This is a genomic window from Sinorhizobium sojae CCBAU 05684, from assembly GCF_002288525.1.
Lineage (GTDB): Bacteria > Pseudomonadota > Alphaproteobacteria > Rhizobiales > Rhizobiaceae > Sinorhizobium > Sinorhizobium sojae.
Genome location: NZ_CP023068.1, coordinates 998964 through 1014750, shown reverse-complemented (window position 1 = coordinate 1014750; position 15787 = coordinate 998964). Strand labels below are relative to the sequence as shown.

Annotated in this window: 15 protein-coding genes; 11 read left to right on the top strand and 4 right to left on the bottom strand. The window is 62.5% G+C overall.

What is annotated here, in order from left to right; all coding sequences use genetic code 11:
* Positions 1–285 precede the first annotated feature (285 nt).
* Both SJ05684_RS22305 and SJ05684_RS22300 read left to right on the top strand, forming a co-directional pair.
* The gene (locus tag SJ05684_RS22305) at positions 286–1278 is read left to right on the top strand and encodes an MDR/zinc-dependent alcohol dehydrogenase-like family protein (protein WP_034857780.1); all 993 of its coding nucleotides are present in this window, start codon (positions 286–288) and stop codon (positions 1276–1278) included.
* A complete protein-coding gene (locus SJ05684_RS22300; protein ID WP_034857781.1) occupies positions 1271–2278 on the top strand; it encodes a Gfo/Idh/MocA family protein in 1008 nt (335 codons plus the stop codon). The genes SJ05684_RS22305 and SJ05684_RS22300 overlap by 8 nt, the downstream gene beginning before the upstream one ends.
* Positions 2279–2297: 19 nt before the next feature.
* Here SJ05684_RS22300 and SJ05684_RS22295 read toward each other — a convergent pair whose 3' ends face one another.
* On the bottom strand, positions 2298–4055 hold the full coding sequence (locus SJ05684_RS22295) for a hypothetical protein (RefSeq protein WP_034857825.1): 1758 nt from the start codon (positions 4053–4055) through the stop codon (positions 2298–2300).
* Between the two features lie 132 nt (positions 4056–4187).
* Here SJ05684_RS22295 and SJ05684_RS22290 point away from each other — a divergent pair, with 132 nt between their 5' ends.
* From SJ05684_RS22290 to SJ05684_RS22280, 3 genes are read left to right on the top strand one after another with little or no spacing between them, the layout of a single operon-like run.
* Entirely contained in the window at positions 4188–5291 is a 1104-nt protein-coding gene (locus SJ05684_RS22290) for an inositol-3-phosphate synthase (RefSeq protein ID WP_034857783.1), read from the top strand.
* Positions 5288–5926, top strand: a complete 639-nt coding sequence (locus tag SJ05684_RS22285) for a histidine phosphatase family protein (RefSeq protein ID WP_050980138.1) — start codon at positions 5288–5290, stop codon at positions 5924–5926. Before SJ05684_RS22290 ends, SJ05684_RS22285 begins: the two co-directional genes overlap by 4 nt.
* Positions 5927–5928: 2 nt before the next feature.
* Positions 5929–6903 carry a glycoside hydrolase 5 family protein gene (locus SJ05684_RS22280; RefSeq protein WP_034857785.1) on the top strand — a complete coding sequence of 325 codons (975 nt, stop codon included), beginning with the start codon at positions 5929–5931 and terminating at the stop codon, positions 6901–6903.
* On the opposite strand, the gene SJ05684_RS22275 is transcribed toward SJ05684_RS22280, so the two are convergent.
* The 3 genes from SJ05684_RS22275 to SJ05684_RS22265 form a co-directional block, all read right to left on the bottom strand.
* Positions 6840–8258 carry a Coenzyme F420 hydrogenase/dehydrogenase, beta subunit C-terminal domain gene (locus tag SJ05684_RS22275; RefSeq protein ID WP_034857787.1) on the bottom strand — a complete coding sequence of 473 codons (1419 nt, stop codon included), beginning with the start codon at positions 8256–8258 and terminating at the stop codon, positions 6840–6842. The genes SJ05684_RS22280 and SJ05684_RS22275 overlap by 64 nt on opposite strands.
* A complete protein-coding gene (locus tag SJ05684_RS22270) occupies positions 8245–9309 on the bottom strand; it encodes a polysaccharide pyruvyl transferase family protein (protein WP_034857788.1) in 1065 nt (354 codons plus the stop codon). The genes SJ05684_RS22275 and SJ05684_RS22270 overlap by 14 nt, the downstream gene beginning before the upstream one ends.
* Before the next feature lie 75 nt (positions 9310–9384).
* Positions 9385–9660 carry a hypothetical protein gene (locus SJ05684_RS22265; protein WP_034857790.1) on the bottom strand — a complete coding sequence of 92 codons (276 nt, stop codon included), beginning with the start codon at positions 9658–9660 and terminating at the stop codon, positions 9385–9387.
* A gap of 293 nt (positions 9661–9953) precedes the next feature.
* Between SJ05684_RS22265 and SJ05684_RS22260 the strand changes: the two genes are divergently transcribed.
* The 6 genes from SJ05684_RS22260 to SJ05684_RS22235 are packed head-to-tail and all read left to right on the top strand — an operon-like array spanning position 9954 to position 15765.
* Positions 9954–10541 (top strand): cytochrome c oxidase assembly protein, encoded by a 588-nt coding sequence (locus SJ05684_RS22260; protein ID WP_244426696.1) that lies wholly within the window; start codon positions 9954–9956, stop codon positions 10539–10541.
* Entirely contained in the window at positions 10532–11662 is a 1131-nt protein-coding gene (locus SJ05684_RS22255; RefSeq protein WP_034857792.1) for a c-type cytochrome, read from the top strand. Before SJ05684_RS22260 ends, SJ05684_RS22255 begins: the two co-directional genes overlap by 10 nt.
* Positions 11659–12645, top strand: coding sequence for a cytochrome c oxidase subunit II (locus SJ05684_RS22250; protein WP_095694345.1), 987 nt, complete (start codon positions 11659–11661; stop codon positions 12643–12645). Before SJ05684_RS22255 ends, SJ05684_RS22250 begins: the two co-directional genes overlap by 4 nt.
* A gap of 6 nt (positions 12646–12651) precedes the next feature.
* The gene (locus SJ05684_RS22245) at positions 12652–12855 is read left to right on the top strand and encodes a hypothetical protein (protein ID WP_034857796.1); all 204 of its coding nucleotides are present in this window, start codon (positions 12652–12654) and stop codon (positions 12853–12855) included.
* Entirely contained in the window at positions 12855–15377 is a 2523-nt protein-coding gene (gene ctaD / locus SJ05684_RS22240) for a cytochrome c oxidase subunit I (RefSeq protein WP_034857797.1), read from the top strand. The genes SJ05684_RS22245 and ctaD overlap by 1 nt, the downstream gene beginning before the upstream one ends.
* A gap of 7 nt (positions 15378–15384) precedes the next feature.
* Complete coding sequence (locus SJ05684_RS22235; RefSeq protein WP_050980139.1) at positions 15385–15765, top strand: hypothetical protein; 381 nt, start codon at positions 15385–15387, stop codon at positions 15763–15765.
* Positions 15766–15787 lie beyond the last annotated feature (22 nt).

Sequence of the window (15787 nt, the reverse complement as noted above, 5' to 3'; positions counted from 1 at the left end):
CCTACGTGCGCGGCAAATGTTCCTTCTTCTATGACTTCTTCTAAGACTTCTACTTAGCCTTGGGTGGCTTCGACTTCTCACATTCCAACGAAGGGAACGGACTTCTCGCGCAGGATGTTCCGTCGCGGCTGAGGCAGGAACAAAAGCCGGAAAGATGAAGTTAACGGCGCGAGGGCGACCGAATGCCATTCTACAGCATGATGCGGCACGCACGCGATCGGGGCTTCCTTTTCGCGAGCCGCCGTCCCGCCGGTCTGCCGAGTTTAACCGTAGGAGGAGGCAGGGATGAACATCTCCATGAAGGCAGAGGGCGATACGATGTCGGCCGCCGTCGTTACCGGCCCGGGCACCGTCCGGATCGAGACGCTTCCGCTGCCGCAGCCCGGCCCAAGGCAAGTGCGTGTCAGGCTGGAGGGTTGCGGAGTCTGCGCCTCCAACCTCGTACCCTGGTCCGGGCCAGATTGGATGAACTTTCCCACCGAACCGGGGGCGCTCGGGCACGAGGGATGGGGCATCATCGATGCGATCGGTGAGGAGGTCGACGGCTTCAGGGTCGGGGATCGGGTCGCCGCCCTCTCCTACCATGCCTATGCGACCCACGACATCGCCGAGCAGACGGCGATCGCCCGATTGCCTGCGAAACTTTCCGCTCAGCCCTTTCCTGGTGAGCCCCTCGGTTGCGCCTTCAACATTTTCCGCCGCAGCCGGATCGAATCGGGGGAGACAATCGCAATCATCGGCATCGGCTTTCTCGGCATTCTCCTCACCGAACTCGCAAATGCGGCAGGGGCGCGGGTGATCGCCATTTCCCGCCGGCCATTCTCACTGGCCGCGGCGAAGCGAGCGGGCGCCAGTGAGGCAATCCCCATGGACGATCACTGGCAGATCATCGAGAAGGTGAAGGATCTAACCGGGGGGCAGTTCTGCGACTGCGTCGTCGAGGCGACCGGGAAGCAATGGCCGCTCGATCTTGCGGGAGAACTGACGAAAGAACGCGGCCGCCTGATCGTGGCCGGATATCATCAGGATGGCCCTCGCCAAGTGAACATGCAGCTCTGGAACTGGCGCGGCCTCGATGTGATCAACGCGCATGAACGCGATCCGGCCGTCTATATGCGCGGCATATCCGAAGCGATCGATGCGACCGCTGCCGGCCGCCTGTCGCCCTCGCCACTCTTCACCCACCGCTTCCCGCTCGAGCAGCTCGGTGCGGCATTGGACATGACCCGGGATCGCCCCGAAGGTTTCATCAAGGCGCTGGTGATCTGCGATGCCTGACGCAATCCTGGTTCAAGCCCGCCCCCGTGTCGGCTTCCTGGGCGTTGGCTGGATCGGCCTCGACCGGATGAGGGCGATCGTCGAATGCGGCGCCGTCGAGCCAGCCGTTATCGCCGATCCCTCCCCCGAAATGGTGGCGGCGGCACGCGAACTGGCGCCGGAAGCAACGGTCGCAGCATCGCTCGAAGGGCTGCTCGACCAGGAACTCGACGGTGTCGTGATCGCGACGCCGAGCGCGCTCCACGCGGCGCAATCGATCATGGCCCTGGAGCAGGGCCTCGCGGTGTTCTGCCAAAAGCCGCTCGGCCGTTCGCACGACGAGTGCATCGCCGTCGTCGAGGCAGCGCGACGCGCGGACAGGCTGCTCGGCGTCGACCTGTCCTATCGCCAAACCGAAGGCATGCGGCAGATTCGCGATCTGATCGTCTCAGGCGAACTCGGCACTGTTTATGCCGTCGATCTCGTCTTCCACAACGCCTATGGTCCCGGCAAGCCATGGTTCTACGACAAGGCGTTGTCCGGCGGCGGATGCGTCATGGATCTCGGCGTGCACCTCGTGGACCTCGTCCTTTGGACCCTAGGCTTTCCGGATGTCGTTCGCGTCGAAAGCAGGCTGTATTCGAGGGGATCGCGCATTCTTCGAGACGGCAATGAAGTAGAGGACTACGCGGTCGCAACGCTCGAACTGGCCAACGGTGTTGTCGCCCGGATCGCTTGCTCGTGGCAATTGCACGCAGGCTGTGACGCCGTAATCGGCGCCGACTTCTACGGTACCCGGGGGGGTACGAGCTTCCGCAACGTGAATGGCTCTTTCCTCGACTTCACGGCCGAACTTCACCGCGGCACGCAACGGCAAGTCCTGGCGTCGCCGCCGGATGCCTGGTGTGGACGCGCCGCCGCCGCCTGGGCTGAACGGCTCGCCGCAGCAGAGGCCTTCGACCCCGACTGCGGGAATTTCGCGACTGTCGCTGCAGTGCTCGATATAATTTACGGACGATAGGCGCTCCGCAGCCTTGGGCTCAGTCCGCGACCTCCAATGTACGTTGCCGGAGGCAATTCACGTAGCGTGAAGCGACCGCCTCCAGCCGGGATGCTTCGTCCGCTGACGCAGACTTTCTGGCAGAAGTCCAAAGACCGATCTGGAAGGCCAGATAGAAGATTTCGAAGACACTCTGCAGTTCCGCGTTCACGGCATGCAAGCAGCCGTCAGAAACAGCTGCGCGCAGGTTTGCCGCTTCTCCCGGTGACAGGTCGAACTCGATTGCCGCGCCCGCTATGTCCCATACCACGTCCTGCGCGCCGACGAGATCGTGGCCTTCGCTGTGGTCGAGCGCATCGGCCTTGAGGTAACCCCTTTCCCCCGCCTTGAGCCATTCCCAGGGGTGGAGCCGATTGTCGGTATCGATCCGCACGAGGAGGTCAGCGTAACGCGCAACATCGTCGACGCGCTCTCTCACGGCCCTGGCGAAAGCCCTCCCCAGGGCTTCTTCCGTGTTCATCAGGGTCATCTCGCTCAGCTTGGCCAGTGAGGCCCCGCCATTCTTCGGCGGTGGCAGACGGCGTGCGCGGAATGCGAGGTACTCACCAAGATGCGCGATGAATTCCGGACGGTGCAGGTCTCTCGACGCAGTATGTGCCGGCACCCACTTCTGAACCAGAAAGCCATGGCAGAGCCCTGCGACCGGTGCCGTGAAACCGGCCTCTGCGAGCAGGCGCGCCTTCGCGTACTTCCGCTCGCCGATATCGCCAAGGCCGGCGAACTTCACGAGCCAAGCCCCTTCTGCCGTGTGCGCGAGGAATTTTCGCCGTTCGAATCTCCGATCTGTTGGAGGCCAGGCATGCTGGTCGCCGGTGGTGGCGCGCCGCCAGGCGCCGCAGGAGATATCTTCGAGCGGTCGTTTGAGCGGGCCGACAAGGTTGCTCACCCAGGACGCAAGCCGATGTGAGGACCGAACGCACCCAAGGAGGAGCTCATCCATGTCGACGACGTGCCGCGGGGTCGCTTTCCACCGGCTCTGGTGCCGACGAGTGGCCTCGGGCCCAGGGCTCCCTTTGTGTCCCGGAAAGAAATGTATGCGCCCCTTACAGGTCGCGTGCTCCTCGAGCCAGTCAGCAACGCTGCCGAACGAACTGCCGGAAAGGCCGGGGCCCTCGTCGACGATCGCGAAATCGGCGTCCGGGTCGCGAAGCAATTGGCGGGAAAGGGTGGGAGCGATTGCAATTCGCTTTCGGTAAGGCGGTCCGACCGGGCGCACCGTCTCCGGGGCTTTAGCCCCGATCGCAGCGGAAACGACGGCCGAAAGACTGGTGCCGATCGACCGGATGCCGATCACGACCCGGTTTGGAGAAAGCCTCGACCGTATTGCCGCCTCGATGTAGCTCTCCGGATAGAGACCGTAAAAGGCAAATCCCTCCGCTTCCTTTATCGAAAGAGCCTCGGGCATCCGAAGCTCCCGCAGAAGGGCGGACATCCGGCCGGGGTCGCTCGGATGCCAGGTGAAATCGTGAAGCCAGGATTGGACGACAAGGCGCCCAACCTGGAGAAGCAGACCTCCGGCCGCTTCCCGCACGGGCGAGACTTCGTCGGCACCAAGGCTCTTGAACTCGAGATCCGACAAACCCTGTGCCAGTTCGCCGGCGTTCAGCAGGACGCCGACCAGACGCATGTGCCGTGCGAGGCCTGGCGGCTGATGTGCGACCTCCGCCAGCCTTTCTGCAATCGCTTCGCAGAGGACGTCAGCGCATTCTGCGCGCTTCGGGTCGCCGTAAACCAGCATCTTACCGCCTTTCCCGTTCGCCTTGAACGCGTAGCGGAGGAATTCGATCCGCGCGGTGCGTGTCAATTGGAAGGAACCAATCCAGCGTGCGCGGGTTTGGCAAGCATTGTAGATGCTTTGCGGAGTGCGGAGATGCGATCGAAATCCATTCGGATCGGCTTGGCGGGGGTGGGCAATTGTGCCTCGTCCCTCGTTCAGGGGCTCACCTTTTATCGTAACGCCAGAGAGGACGAACCGGTTCCCGGGCTGATGCATGTCACCCTCGGCGGCTACCATGTGAGTGACGTCGAAATCGCCGCGGCATTTGACGTTGCCGCTCCGAAGGTGGGCCGGGATGTTGCCGATGCGATCTACGCCGAACCGAACAACACCTGTCGCTTCGCCAACGTCGCTCCGACGGGCGTGACCGTTCAGCGCGGCCGGACCCTTGACGGCATAGGCCGATATCTGCGTGAGAACATCGAAGAATCCGACCAGCCCGCAGTCGACGTTGCGGAAGTCCTGCGGCAGAGCGAAACGGATGTGCTCGTTTCCTATCTGCCCGTCGGCGCCGAGGCGGCCACGCGCTGGTATGCGGAACAGGCTCTGGCCGCCGGTTGCGGTTTCATCAATTGCATACCCGTCTTCATCGCCTCCGACAGCGCCTGGCAGAAGCGCTTTGCCGAACGCGGTCTGCCGCTCATCGGCGACGATATCAAGAGCCAGGTCGGCGCGACCATCGTGCATCGCCTGCTCGCCAATCTCTTCCGCGACCGCGGCGTGCAGATCGACCGGACCTACCAGCTCAATTTCGGCGGCAACACGGATTTCCTCAACATGCTCGAGCGGGAGCGGCTGGAATCGAAGAAGATCTCGAAGACACAGTCCGTGGTCAGCCAATTGGATGTCCCGCTCGCCGCCGGCGACATCCATATCGGCCCGAGCGATCACGTGCCCTGGCTTACCGACCGAAAATTCGCCTATATTCGCGTCGAGGGCACCACCTTCGGCAATGTTCCCCTCAATATCGAGTTGAAGCTCGAAGTGTGGGATTCGCCCAATTCCGCCGGCGTCGTCATCGATGCGGTGCGCTGCGCCAAGCTTGCGCTCGACCGGAAGATTGGCGGTCCGCTGATTGCGCCATCGAGCTATTTCATGAAGTCCCCGCCACGGCAATTCACCGACGCAGAGGCTCGCCGACGCCTGGAGGAATTCATCGCCAGCGACGAAGAAGGACTGTTGGGAGCGGCCGAGTGACGACCACGTTCCTCCTGGTGCGCCATGCCGCACACGACCGGATCGGACAGTTCCTCGCCGGGCGAACGGCCGATGTTCCCCTCGGCGAGGCCGGGAGAAAACAGGCAGAACGGCTCGCGGCGCGCCTCGCCTGCGAAGGTATTGCCTCGATCTATACGAGCCCGCGCAAACGTACCAGGGAGACCGCAGGGGCTGTTGCCGCCGCCTCCGGCCTTGCCGAAGTGACCACGACGGAAGCGCTCGACGAAGTCGACTTCGGCGCCTGGTCCGGCAAGACTTTCGAGGCGCTTCATACCGATCCGCTATGGCGGCAATGGAATTCCGAAAGAAGCCGCGTGCGCGCGCCCAGCGGCGAGACCATGTTCGATGTGCAGCGGCGCGTGACACAGCTCGTCGCGGCGCTCGAAAAGAAAAATGGCGGCACGAAGATTGCGCTTGTCAGCCATGCTGATGTCATCAAGTCGCTGGTCTGCCACGTGCTTGGCCTTTCGTTGGATGCCTGGCCCCGCTTCGAGATCGCGCCGGCCTCCGTCTCTGCCGTGGTGGCAAGCGACGGCGACTTGAAGCTTCTGATGTTGAACCGCGAAGCGCCGAACCTGGACGAGACAGCCCATCTACTGACAGCGCGGAGGTAACCATGATCGAAGCCGCCATGATTTGGAACGAACCAAACAACAAGTCGCATTGGGATCCGGACCTCGACCCGGACTGGAGCCGATTTGCCCATATGGCGAAACTAGCCGGAGATGCTATCCGCGATGTGAATCCCGGCCTCACGCGCGTGCTTGGCGGCATTTCGCCGATCGATCCGAATTTCATGGCATTGATGAAATCCTATGGCGTGCTCGACCATGTCGATGCCGTTGCGGTGCATGGATTTCCCCTCGACTGGAACCTTTGGCAGATCGACGAATGGCCGCAGAAAATCGAAGAAATTCGCGGCATCACCGATCTGCCCCTATGGGTGAGCGAGGTCGGCGTCTCGACCTTCGGCGCTGAGGAGGTGCAGGCTTGGGGGTTGAAGAGGACGGTCGAATTGCTCAAGGGCAGGATTGATCGGATTCAGTGGTACAGCCTCTACGACCTGCCGAGCGCCTGGGGGGCAACCACCCGCCACCGCGAGGCGGAGGGCTCCTCCTATTACCGGCATTTCTACATGGGTCTCCTGCGTGAGGACGGCACGCCTAAACCGGCCATCGAGGAATTCTCCAGGCACACGCCCGAGATCGGGCTGATGCAATGGTTCCATTTCGAGGACCCGCGGCTGGACGAGGCGGTCCAGTGGATGAAGCAGCTCGGCGTCACTTATGTGAGGACCGGCCTTTCCTGGGCCGATCGCTTCCGGCCGGACGCCCTGGACTGGTTCGACCGCCAGATGGAGGCGCTCGAAGACTTCGACGTGACCGTCACCTTCTGCTTCACGCCGGCGCACAGGGGGCTCGCTGCCCACCACACCAGCACGCCGATCGTGCCGGAGGAGTTCGCCGAGTTCTGCGCGGAGATGACGGAGCGCTATGCGTCCGTTTCCTCGACGCTGAATGTCGTCGATCAGTCGTCTTTCTCCCGGGGGACGATGCGGTCGACAAGCCTTCCAATCCTGCCCCGGGAGTAGGTGACGCCCTGATAGAAGGCGAGAATTGCGGAGGCCCAGCGGAGATAGAGCACGGGCAGACGCAGCGTGCGAGCACACCAGAACACATGATGGCTATGCGCGCTGATCACGCTGCGCAGCCAATAGATCAGCATGCGTCGCGGCGGCAGACCGGTGAATTTCGGCGGGATTCGCTTTAGCGGTCTAACGCCGCGCCGCGGCCAGCTCAAACGAAATGCCAGCCCCTCGCGCCGCTGCCTGAACCCTGCCGCCTGTGTCCGCACCACGAAAGCGCTGTCGACCTCCCGCAGCTCAAGCCTCCCTTCGGCCATGGCCCGACCGATCAGCCGATGAAGCTCCGGCGAGCGGACAACGACGACATTGGTCCCGCGGCCGTCAGATGCATAGGGCTCCACCCAGGCGTCGCCGAAGGAAATGTCAGCCGTTTCGCCGACCACGTCATCGCAGAAATTGCAGGCGGAGTTCTGGAAGAAGCCGGCGCCCCAATCGCCATCGACCAGGTGCCACCAGTCCCTGCTCCGGCTGCTCCCGTCGCGCATGCTGAGATGGGCGGTGTACCAGTTTGCGGGTCTGCTCTCATCCTTCAGTCTGTAGTCGACACCGCCGACCGCTTCGATCCGCTCACCCGTCTGCCAGGCGAAACTCTCGACGAAGCGGGAGCTTTTCATATGTCCGCAAAAGAGGCCAAGCGTGAAGGCGAGCCGCTCCCGTAGCACCGGATCCTGTCGGCTGAGCAGATGCATGGCCTTGACGAAGCAGGGAATGCCGACGACCGCATAGCGGCCGGGATGTCGCCGGATCTCTTCGATAACGCCTGACAGTTCGACCGGGTAATATCGCGACTTGGCACCCTTGCGGACGTCCTCCGGTTCTCGCGAAATTTGATAGCGGAAGAACGGGTGACCGACACTCTCCCCGCAAGATGGGACGACATGCGCCACACCGTCGACCAGCCGCTCATTCAGGAGCTCGACCGCCGTCCAGTTCGCCATCCCGCCGGAACTGCCTTCAGCCCGAAACCTTCCTTCGCGGACGTGGCCGACATAGCAAGCCTCGTACCGTCCTATTCGGGTGTCGATTTGCCCGCTCGAGGCAAAACGTTCGGCAGCGATCGCGTCTTCATTGATGGAACTGGGAGAGAAGGGACAGATTTGCGCAAATGCTGAGCCGCCGTCCCCTTCGCCGGACACGATCGGCTCTAGCTGGCCAAAGCGGTCGAAACGCATTCTTGCTGTGCCTTTACCAGACTGCGCCACACAAGCGCCGCAGCCGATACAGAGGCCCGACCTCCTCATCTGCGTCGGCGTCAGCACGGCGCGCCTGGCATGGTCACGGGATCTTTCATTGGAGGACATTGGCCAGATACGTCCCGGACTGCAGGCGTAGTTGCGCGATGCGGCGTTCTATGGCCGCATCCAGCGGGCTCCCGAGCATTACCTCATAGGTCGCTTGCGCCGTCTCTTCTGATACGAGGTGACCTTCGGCCCCGACCGTTCGCGTAAGATCGCCTATTTTGTTGGAGCGGTAGTCCGACAGGGTGCAAACGAATGGCTTCGCGTGAAGCAGCGAGAACACACAGCCATGGAAGAAGTTCGTGGCAACCGCCGCCGCGCGGGCAATGAACCCGGCAAAGTCATACGGCCCTGCGTCGAGCCACTGTTTGTCGGCCCAATCGTTTCGATATCCGATGCTGATGAGAGTGAGCGAATAGGATGCCGCCCATCGACGGACGCCGGCCTGGAACCAGTCCGGGAAGGAGTGGCCATATACGGCCAGATAAGGCGACCCTGCCCTCGGCTCCCGACTGGGCGCAAGCGACGCGGGAAACTGGAGGCAGGGATCGAGGACGAGTGTGGCTCGACGCTTGAGATCCTTCTCGATGATCGCCCTCGAATTGGCGTCCCGTACGGAAATGCCATCGAATTTTTGAAGCTTGTCGGCCCAATAGAACTCCAGGCCCTGTGCTGCAGGCAAGTTCCCAAATGTCGCCGCATAGGAGACGAGACGGCGCGCCTGCACGCCGTCTCCATAGAAGATCGGTCGGCCTCCATACCAAGGGTGGCTGAGATTCCAGACCTCGTCGCTCCCGACAAGCACAAGGTCGAAGGGTTCGATTTCCGCAGGATCATCGATTTCGAATGGACCGCTTAGCGGACAAGCCGCAATGGCTTCCGCAAATTTCCTGATCTTCGCAGCGTAGAGCGGAAAATCCGCCCGCGACGATCTCACCGGTAGAAGCGGCTGAAAGGCGCAGCGCCATTCGGCGCGACGAATCCGGGCGGAGCGATGGTCGAGTATCACCGGATCGGCGCCGAGCAATCGGAGACCGTCGACCAGGCAGCGCGCCTGCCAGAATGAGCCGTAGTTGATGCAGCGATGAAAGGTGAGGACGCCCACTCTCGGCAATGGCCTGTGCCTTCCCTATTGATCGTCGAGGCTCGAGCGGGATCGACGCCCGCTCCCGCTCAGTCGAAGATCCGCTCAGTCGAAGATGGTCCCTTTGGCGCCCTCATATTCGCGCGCAAGTTTTTCGATGGCGTCACGAGCCTCGTCGAAGCTCCACCCTACCCCTTCGGCTTCGTGGGCGAGCGTCAGCAAATCACCGGTCATCTCGCCGCCCATGGCGGCAACGATACTGTCCTGAGACTCTGCCGCCAGCTCCGCAACGGCCGGCCGTAGCGCAGCGAGACAATCCGCCTGCCGACCGGGATAATCGGAAGCATGCCTGGGCGCCGAAATGGCATGTGACTCCACCATTGTTTCCCCTCCATCGCCAACGATCTCGTGAACGAGAGGAGTAATGGCGGGCTCTGGCGATTGTTCCGTCGCCCCGGCGGAAATGCAGCCGAATGCTCGCTGCAGGAAGCACACGGACAAATAGCGTCGCCTCATGGCGCCGCCACATATGCTTTGTGGGAACCATCCTCGCCCAGACCGGTTAGGGAAGATGCCGTAACGGCGCGGCCGCGAGGGGCGGGAGACGCATCAGGCCGGTCGGGCGACAAACATTCGCAACACGTATTGCGTGACATTTCAAAGCGGAGGCTGGAATGATGGGACCGCTGGCGAGCCACATGGTCATGCACATTCTGCTTATGAACCTCCTCGCCCCGGTGGCGGCGATGACCGCATGTGGCGTCTGGCATCAAAGACGGGAACCTGTGGGCGGCGCGCTGGCTTTCGCGACAGCCGCGCAACTCTTCGGCCTTTGGATATGGCACGCACCGCCGTTGCTCACGCCTGCCTTAGCCTCCGTAAGGCTTCACCTGCTCATGTACGGGACCCTTTTTCTCACCGCCCTCCTGTATTGGTGGGTGGTCCTTCGTTTCCGTGGCAGCCACAGCTGGAAGCCGATCCTGTCGCTACTCGTGACCAGCAAGCTCTATTGCCTGTTGGGTGTGCTGTTCGTGTTCGCGCCCAGGGCACTCTTCACGGGCATGGTCAGCCATAATCCAGCCGCCGTTGCCCCCACTCCTGAAGCTGTTCTGGCCGATCAGCAACTCGCGGGACTGCTCATGCTGGTTGCGTGCCCGACAAGCTACGTTCTCGGCGGCGTCGTCCTTGGCGCACGATGGCTGTTCGCCATGGAGGCGGACGAAATCGAGCGGCCAAATACGGGTGAAGAAGCGTGGACCTGAAGGATCTGCACTGGACGACGATTGCAAAGATGCTCGCCCTGGCGGGCGCCGGCGTGGTCGTGGTGGCTGCGGTTGTCGTCTGGTCCGGTGCCTACAATGTTGCAGCCTCGCGGGATCATCTGCGGTTCACAACATGGCTGTTCGAAGTGATCCGCGAACGCTCGATTGCCGTCCGCAGCTATCTGGTCAAGGCGCCCGCTCTCGACGACGAGGGCATGGTGCGTCTCGGCGCCGGCCATTTCGAGGGCGGCTGCGTTCCCTGTCACAGCCGGCCGGGGGAAGAAATCAACGCGATCGTCAGCGGCATGCTGCCTCCGCCGCCGGACCTGAGGGCGGTGGGTGAGCACCGCTCTCCGGAAGAGATCTTCTGGATCGTTAAACACGGAATGAAATACACCGGCATGCCCGCATGGCCGAGCTTGCGGCGCGATGATGAAATCTGGGCCGTGACGGCTTTCCTCGCCCGCCTTCCGGATGCGGCAGACCACTATGCAGAGCTTTCCGGTCTTACTCGCAGCACTCTTGGCGATGCGCCCGGAGAGTTGGCGAGCAGCCGAGCGTTGACACAATGTGCGCGCTGCCATGAAAATGAGCGCAACGGTACCAACGGCGACCGTGTACCCCGGCTTGCGGGGCAGAACGAAGCCTATTTGTTGCGCAGCCTCCGGGAGTTTGCCGAGCAGGTACGTCCGAGCGGTGCGATGGAGCCCGTGGCCGGTCTGCTGGACGACGACGAGAGGAGAAGGCTGGCGTCCTATTATTCTGCGCTTGGACCCGCCGCAAAGGAGAAGTCCGCTCCAACCGACGCGGAACAGATTCGGCGCGGCCAGTCCATCGCCCTCCGCGGCATACCTCAACAGCAGGTGCCGGCTTGCATGAGCTGCCACGCCGGAAGGCAGTCGCCCCAGTTTCCGTTGATCGCGGGCCAACACGCGGACTACATCAAGACGCAGTTGCACCTCTGGCAGCAGGGCGGGCGCAGGGGAACGGCCTATGGGCGGATCATGGCGGTAGTCGCCGAGGCTCTCGAGCCGGCGCAGATAGAAGATGTCGCAGCCTATTTCGCCGCACAGTCCTATGGAGTGGCGTCTCCGGCCACCACGGCGGAGGCGGCCCAATGAGCATAGTCAGGTCGATCGCGCCTCTCGCCATCCTCGCGCTCCAAGGCTGTGCCGGCATTCAGTCGGCCCTCGATCCGACAGGTATCGAGGCGGAACGCATAAATGTCCTCAGCTGGCTGCTGATGCTATTCTCCACCGCAGTTCTCGTGGGCGTCTGTGCGATCGCGGCCGCCGCACTTTTCGGCGGCGACGCCTTGCGTGCACGGATATCCGGGGAACGACTGGTGGTCGGAGGTGGCATCATTTTCCCGATTCTTTCCCTCAGCCTTCTGCTGAGCTACGGTTTCTACCTGATGGGACCCGGCTCGCCGGCCGCGCACACGGACGGCGGGCTGCGTATCGAAGTCGAAGGGAACCGCTGGTGGTGGCGGGTAACCTATGTCGACGAAAACGGCCAAAGGATCGAGAGCGCCAACGAAATCCGCCTGCCGGTCGGACGGCCGGTGGAGATTGCACTGACATCGGCGGACGTGATCCACAGCTTCTGGGTTCCGAAGCTTGCCGGCAAGCTCGACATGATCCCAGGCCGCACCAACAGGATGACGCTTGATGTGACGGAGGCCGGCATCAGTCGGGGGCAGTGCGCCGAATATTGCGGCGGGCCGCATGCCCTCATGGCCTTCTTCGTGATCGCGATGCCCGAAGATGAATTCGCCGCCTGGCTCGATCATGAAGCCGCCGATGCCCAACCACCCTCTGGACCGGCGGCGGCAACCGGACAGGCGTTGTTCCAGTCGTCCGGCTGCATCGCATGCCACAGGATACGGGGGACAATCGCCCTGGGGACAATCGGCCCTGACCTGACTCATGTCGGCAGCCGGCATTCGCTCGCTGCGGCAACGCTCGAAAATGACCCCGCGGCCTTCGCACAATGGATCCGCGACAGCCAGCACGTGAAGCCGGAAAACCTCATGCCTTCCTTCGAAATCTTCACTCAGAGCGAGCTCAATGAGCTTGCACTCTATCTGGACCAATTGAGGTGACAACCGATGTTGGATTTCGCAGCCCTCGGACTTTGGCTTAACCTGGCCATTTTTGCCGGCGCGGCGGCGGTCTGGATCGCGGGAGTCCGGATTACCCACTATACCCGAATCATCAGCGACAGGACGGGCGTCGGACAGGCATTCATCGGTTTCGTTTCCGGCCTGATCATACTCTTCTTCCTGCGCGACGTTAGCGGCGGAGGTGGCTGATGGAACTGCCGAATCCCGATCCACGCCCCGAAGGAGAGGTCCGCGAACTGGAGCGCATATGGGCAATGCCAAGCGGATGGCGGCTGGTCACCGCCGTCAACAATACCGTGATCGGCCTGCTCTATATCGGCATCGCCTTTCTGTTCTTCCTGATGGCTGGCGTGCTGGCGCTCATCATGCGTACCCAACTGGCAGTCGGCGACAGTCGCCTGATCGATCAGGACCTCTACAACCAGATGTTTACCGTTCACGGCACCACGATGATGTTCCTCTTCGCCGTGCCGGCGGTCGAGGCGCTTGGCGTCATGCTGCTGCCGCAGATGCTCGCCGCCCGCGACCTGCCCTTTCCCCGTCTGAGCGCCTTCGCCATCTGGGCCTATGTGGTTGGCGGGCTGGTCTTCTTCTCGACGATTTTCTATGACCTTTCGCCGAAGGGCGGCTGGTTCATGTATCCGCCGCTAACGCTCATGGAATTTTCACCGGGCGACAATGCCGACTTCTGGCTGCTCGGCATCGGCTTCATCGAGATCTCGGCCATCGCCGGGGCGATAGAGATCGTCGTCGGCGCGCTCCGGACCCGCCCTCCGGGCATGTCGCTCGCGCAGATGCCGATCTTCGCCTGGACCATGCTGATCTTCGCCAGTATGATCATGTTCGCCTTTCCCGCGGTCATCCTCGCGACAATGATGCTCGAGATCGAGCGGGCGTTCGGCTGGCCATTCTTCACGGCTGCGCTCGGAGGCGACCCGCTGCTATGGCAGCATCTCTTCTGGTTCTTCGGCCACCCGGAGGTCTACATCATCTTCCTGCCGGCCGCAGGTCTCGTCTCGATGATCGTGCCGACCATGGCCCGCACGCCGCTCGTCGGGTACCACCTGATCGTCGTGGCGCTGATCGCCACAGGATTTTTCAGCTTCGGGCTTTGGGTGCACCACATGTTCACCACCGGCATCCCGGCGCTCAGCCTCGCGTTCTTTTCGGCCGCCAGCATGGCGGTTGCCGTGCCGTCGGGCATCCAGGTTTTCGCCTGGATTGCTACCATCGCCGCGGGGCGGGAGCGATTTCGTCTGACGACCCCGTCGCTGTTCGTCCTCGGCTTCCTGTTCATCTTCACCCTCGGCGGCCTCACCGGCGTGATGGTAGCCATGGTGCCCTTCGACTATCAGGTGCACGACACCTATTTCGTCGTTGCGCACTTCCACTATGTGCTGGTCGGCGGCTTCGTCTTCCCTCTGTTCGCGGCATTCTACTACTGGACCCCGCTCTTCAGCCGGCGGCCGCTCTCGGAGCGGCTCGGCCGCTGGGTTTTCTGGCTGATGTTCATCGGCTTCAACGTCGCCTTCCTGCCGATGCACCTGACAGGCCTCAAAGGCATGCCCCGGCGCGTCTGGACCTACCCGGCCGATATGGGCTGGGACCTGCTGAACACCATCTCCACCGTCGGGGCCTTTGTGCTCGGCGCCGGGGTGCTCATATTTCTGGCCGACCTCGTCGCAAAGTTCCGCGCCGGAGAACCCGATGTCGAGAACCCATGGGGAGCAGGCACGCTCGAGTGGCTGCCGAACGACGTCTATTCCACCCGCAGCATTCCGCACATCACCAGCCGCGAACCGCTATGGGACAGGCCGAGCCTTCCCCAGGAAGTACGAGACGGCCATCACTATCTCCCCAATGCTCCGACGGGCGGGCGGGAGACCATTGTCACCTCGCCGATCCATGCCCGGCCGCAATACATTATCCAGATGCCGGGCCCCGGCTGGCCGCCTTTCCTCGCGGCCGTCTTTACGGCCGCCTGCTTCCTGTTGCTGACGATCAAGATTGTGACTGTCGCCATCGTCTGCGGCGCGCTTGCCATCGCCTTCGTTCTCATCTGGACGTGGGGCCTCGATCCCGGCCCATCCAAGGGTACGATCGAGATAGCCAAGGGCGTCCGCCTGCCCACCTATATGACTGGCCCCACGTCGCATTCCTGGTGGGCGATGGTGGTACTGATGATCGTGGCGGGCTCCCTCTACTTCGCCTACGTCTTCTCCTATCTGTTTCTCTGGCTCGTGTCGCCCGAAGTCTGGGCACCGGCCGGATCTCCCGCGCCGCCGCCCGGCCTCTGGCCGGCTTCAACCGCAGCCCTGTTGCTGTCCGGTTCGGCCCTCATCTGGCTCGTCAGCCGCAGGCTTGGGAAACTCGCCGCATCGCCCGTCGCCATGTCGGCGGCTCTCCTGCTGTCGCTCGCCTCTCTGATCGGCGCACTTGCGCTCGAACTCTCAGGCCATCTGATGACCGGCCTCAGCCCCGGCGACAACGCCTACGGCGCCATGGTCTATCTCGGCGTGGTGCTCTTCGGCCAGCTTGCCTTCACGCTTGCAATACTGGGATTGTATACGCTCGCGCGATACCTCACAGGCAAGCTCGATGGCGTGCGCCGTGTTACCTTCGATAATTACATGCTGCTATATCACTACGCCGTAGCGCAGTCGCTGGTCGGGCTCGCGCTCGTGCACGGCTTCCCGCGGCTGATCGGGTAGGTTCGCGATGAAGAATCCTGCACGGGAAGCACCAATCGCCAGCGCTATCCTCTTCCTGCTGAGCGGACCGACCCTATGGGCTGGTCATCTGCTTCTCGTCTATGGCTTCCAGTCCGCAACCTGCGTCGTCGGAAGCGGCTCAGTCGCGCCGTCCGCTCTCATCCAGACGTGGGTGGTTCTGGCAACGTTGGGGGCCATATTGGTGTTATGTTTCGGCATCTTCTTTCCTGACCGCCTCGCACATATGCTGCGCTACGACATGCCGGACCCGCACAATCGTACGTTTTCCATCCGCGTCGAACGGCTCTTGAGTTTGCTGTCGTTGACGGGGGTCATCTGGAGCGGCACATCGATCTTCCTGATCGACGTGTGCGGGATCTTGAGGTGACCACCAACGCGGCGAGAGCAGG

What these genes read in the sequence shown, in the direction of transcription:
- SJ05684_RS22250 (WP_095694345.1), top strand. Translation starts at nt 11,659, where the DNA reads ATGAGCATAGTCAGGTCGATCGCGCCTCTCGCCATCCTCGCGCTCCAA.
- SJ05684_RS22295 (WP_034857825.1), bottom strand. Translation starts at nt 4,055, where the DNA reads ATGCTGGTTTACGGCGACCCGAAGCGCGCAGAATGCGCTGACGTCCTC.
- SJ05684_RS22300 (WP_034857781.1), top strand. Translation starts at nt 1,271, where the DNA reads ATGCCTGACGCAATCCTGGTTCAAGCCCGCCCCCGTGTCGGCTTCCTG.
- SJ05684_RS22245 (WP_034857796.1), top strand. Translation starts at nt 12,652, where the DNA reads ATGTTGGATTTCGCAGCCCTCGGACTTTGGCTTAACCTGGCCATTTTT.
- SJ05684_RS22275 (WP_034857787.1), bottom strand. Translation starts at nt 8,258, where the DNA reads ATGTCCTCCAATGAAAGATCCCGTGACCATGCCAGGCGCGCCGTGCTG.
- SJ05684_RS22260 (WP_244426696.1), top strand. Translation starts at nt 9,954, where the DNA reads ATGATGGGACCGCTGGCGAGCCACATGGTCATGCACATTCTGCTTATG.
- SJ05684_RS22280 (WP_034857785.1), top strand. Translation starts at nt 5,929, where the DNA reads ATGATCGAAGCCGCCATGATTTGGAACGAACCAAACAACAAGTCGCAT.
- ctaD (WP_034857797.1), top strand. Translation starts at nt 12,855, where the DNA reads ATGGAACTGCCGAATCCCGATCCACGCCCCGAAGGAGAGGTCCGCGAA.
- SJ05684_RS22290 (WP_034857783.1), top strand. Translation starts at nt 4,188, where the DNA reads ATGCGATCGAAATCCATTCGGATCGGCTTGGCGGGGGTGGGCAATTGT.
- SJ05684_RS22305 (WP_034857780.1), top strand. Translation starts at nt 286, where the DNA reads ATGAACATCTCCATGAAGGCAGAGGGCGATACGATGTCGGCCGCCGTC.
- SJ05684_RS22235 (WP_050980139.1), top strand. Translation starts at nt 15,385, where the DNA reads ATGAAGAATCCTGCACGGGAAGCACCAATCGCCAGCGCTATCCTCTTC.
- SJ05684_RS22265 (WP_034857790.1), bottom strand. Translation starts at nt 9,660, where the DNA reads ATGGTGGAGTCACATGCCATTTCGGCGCCCAGGCATGCTTCCGATTAT.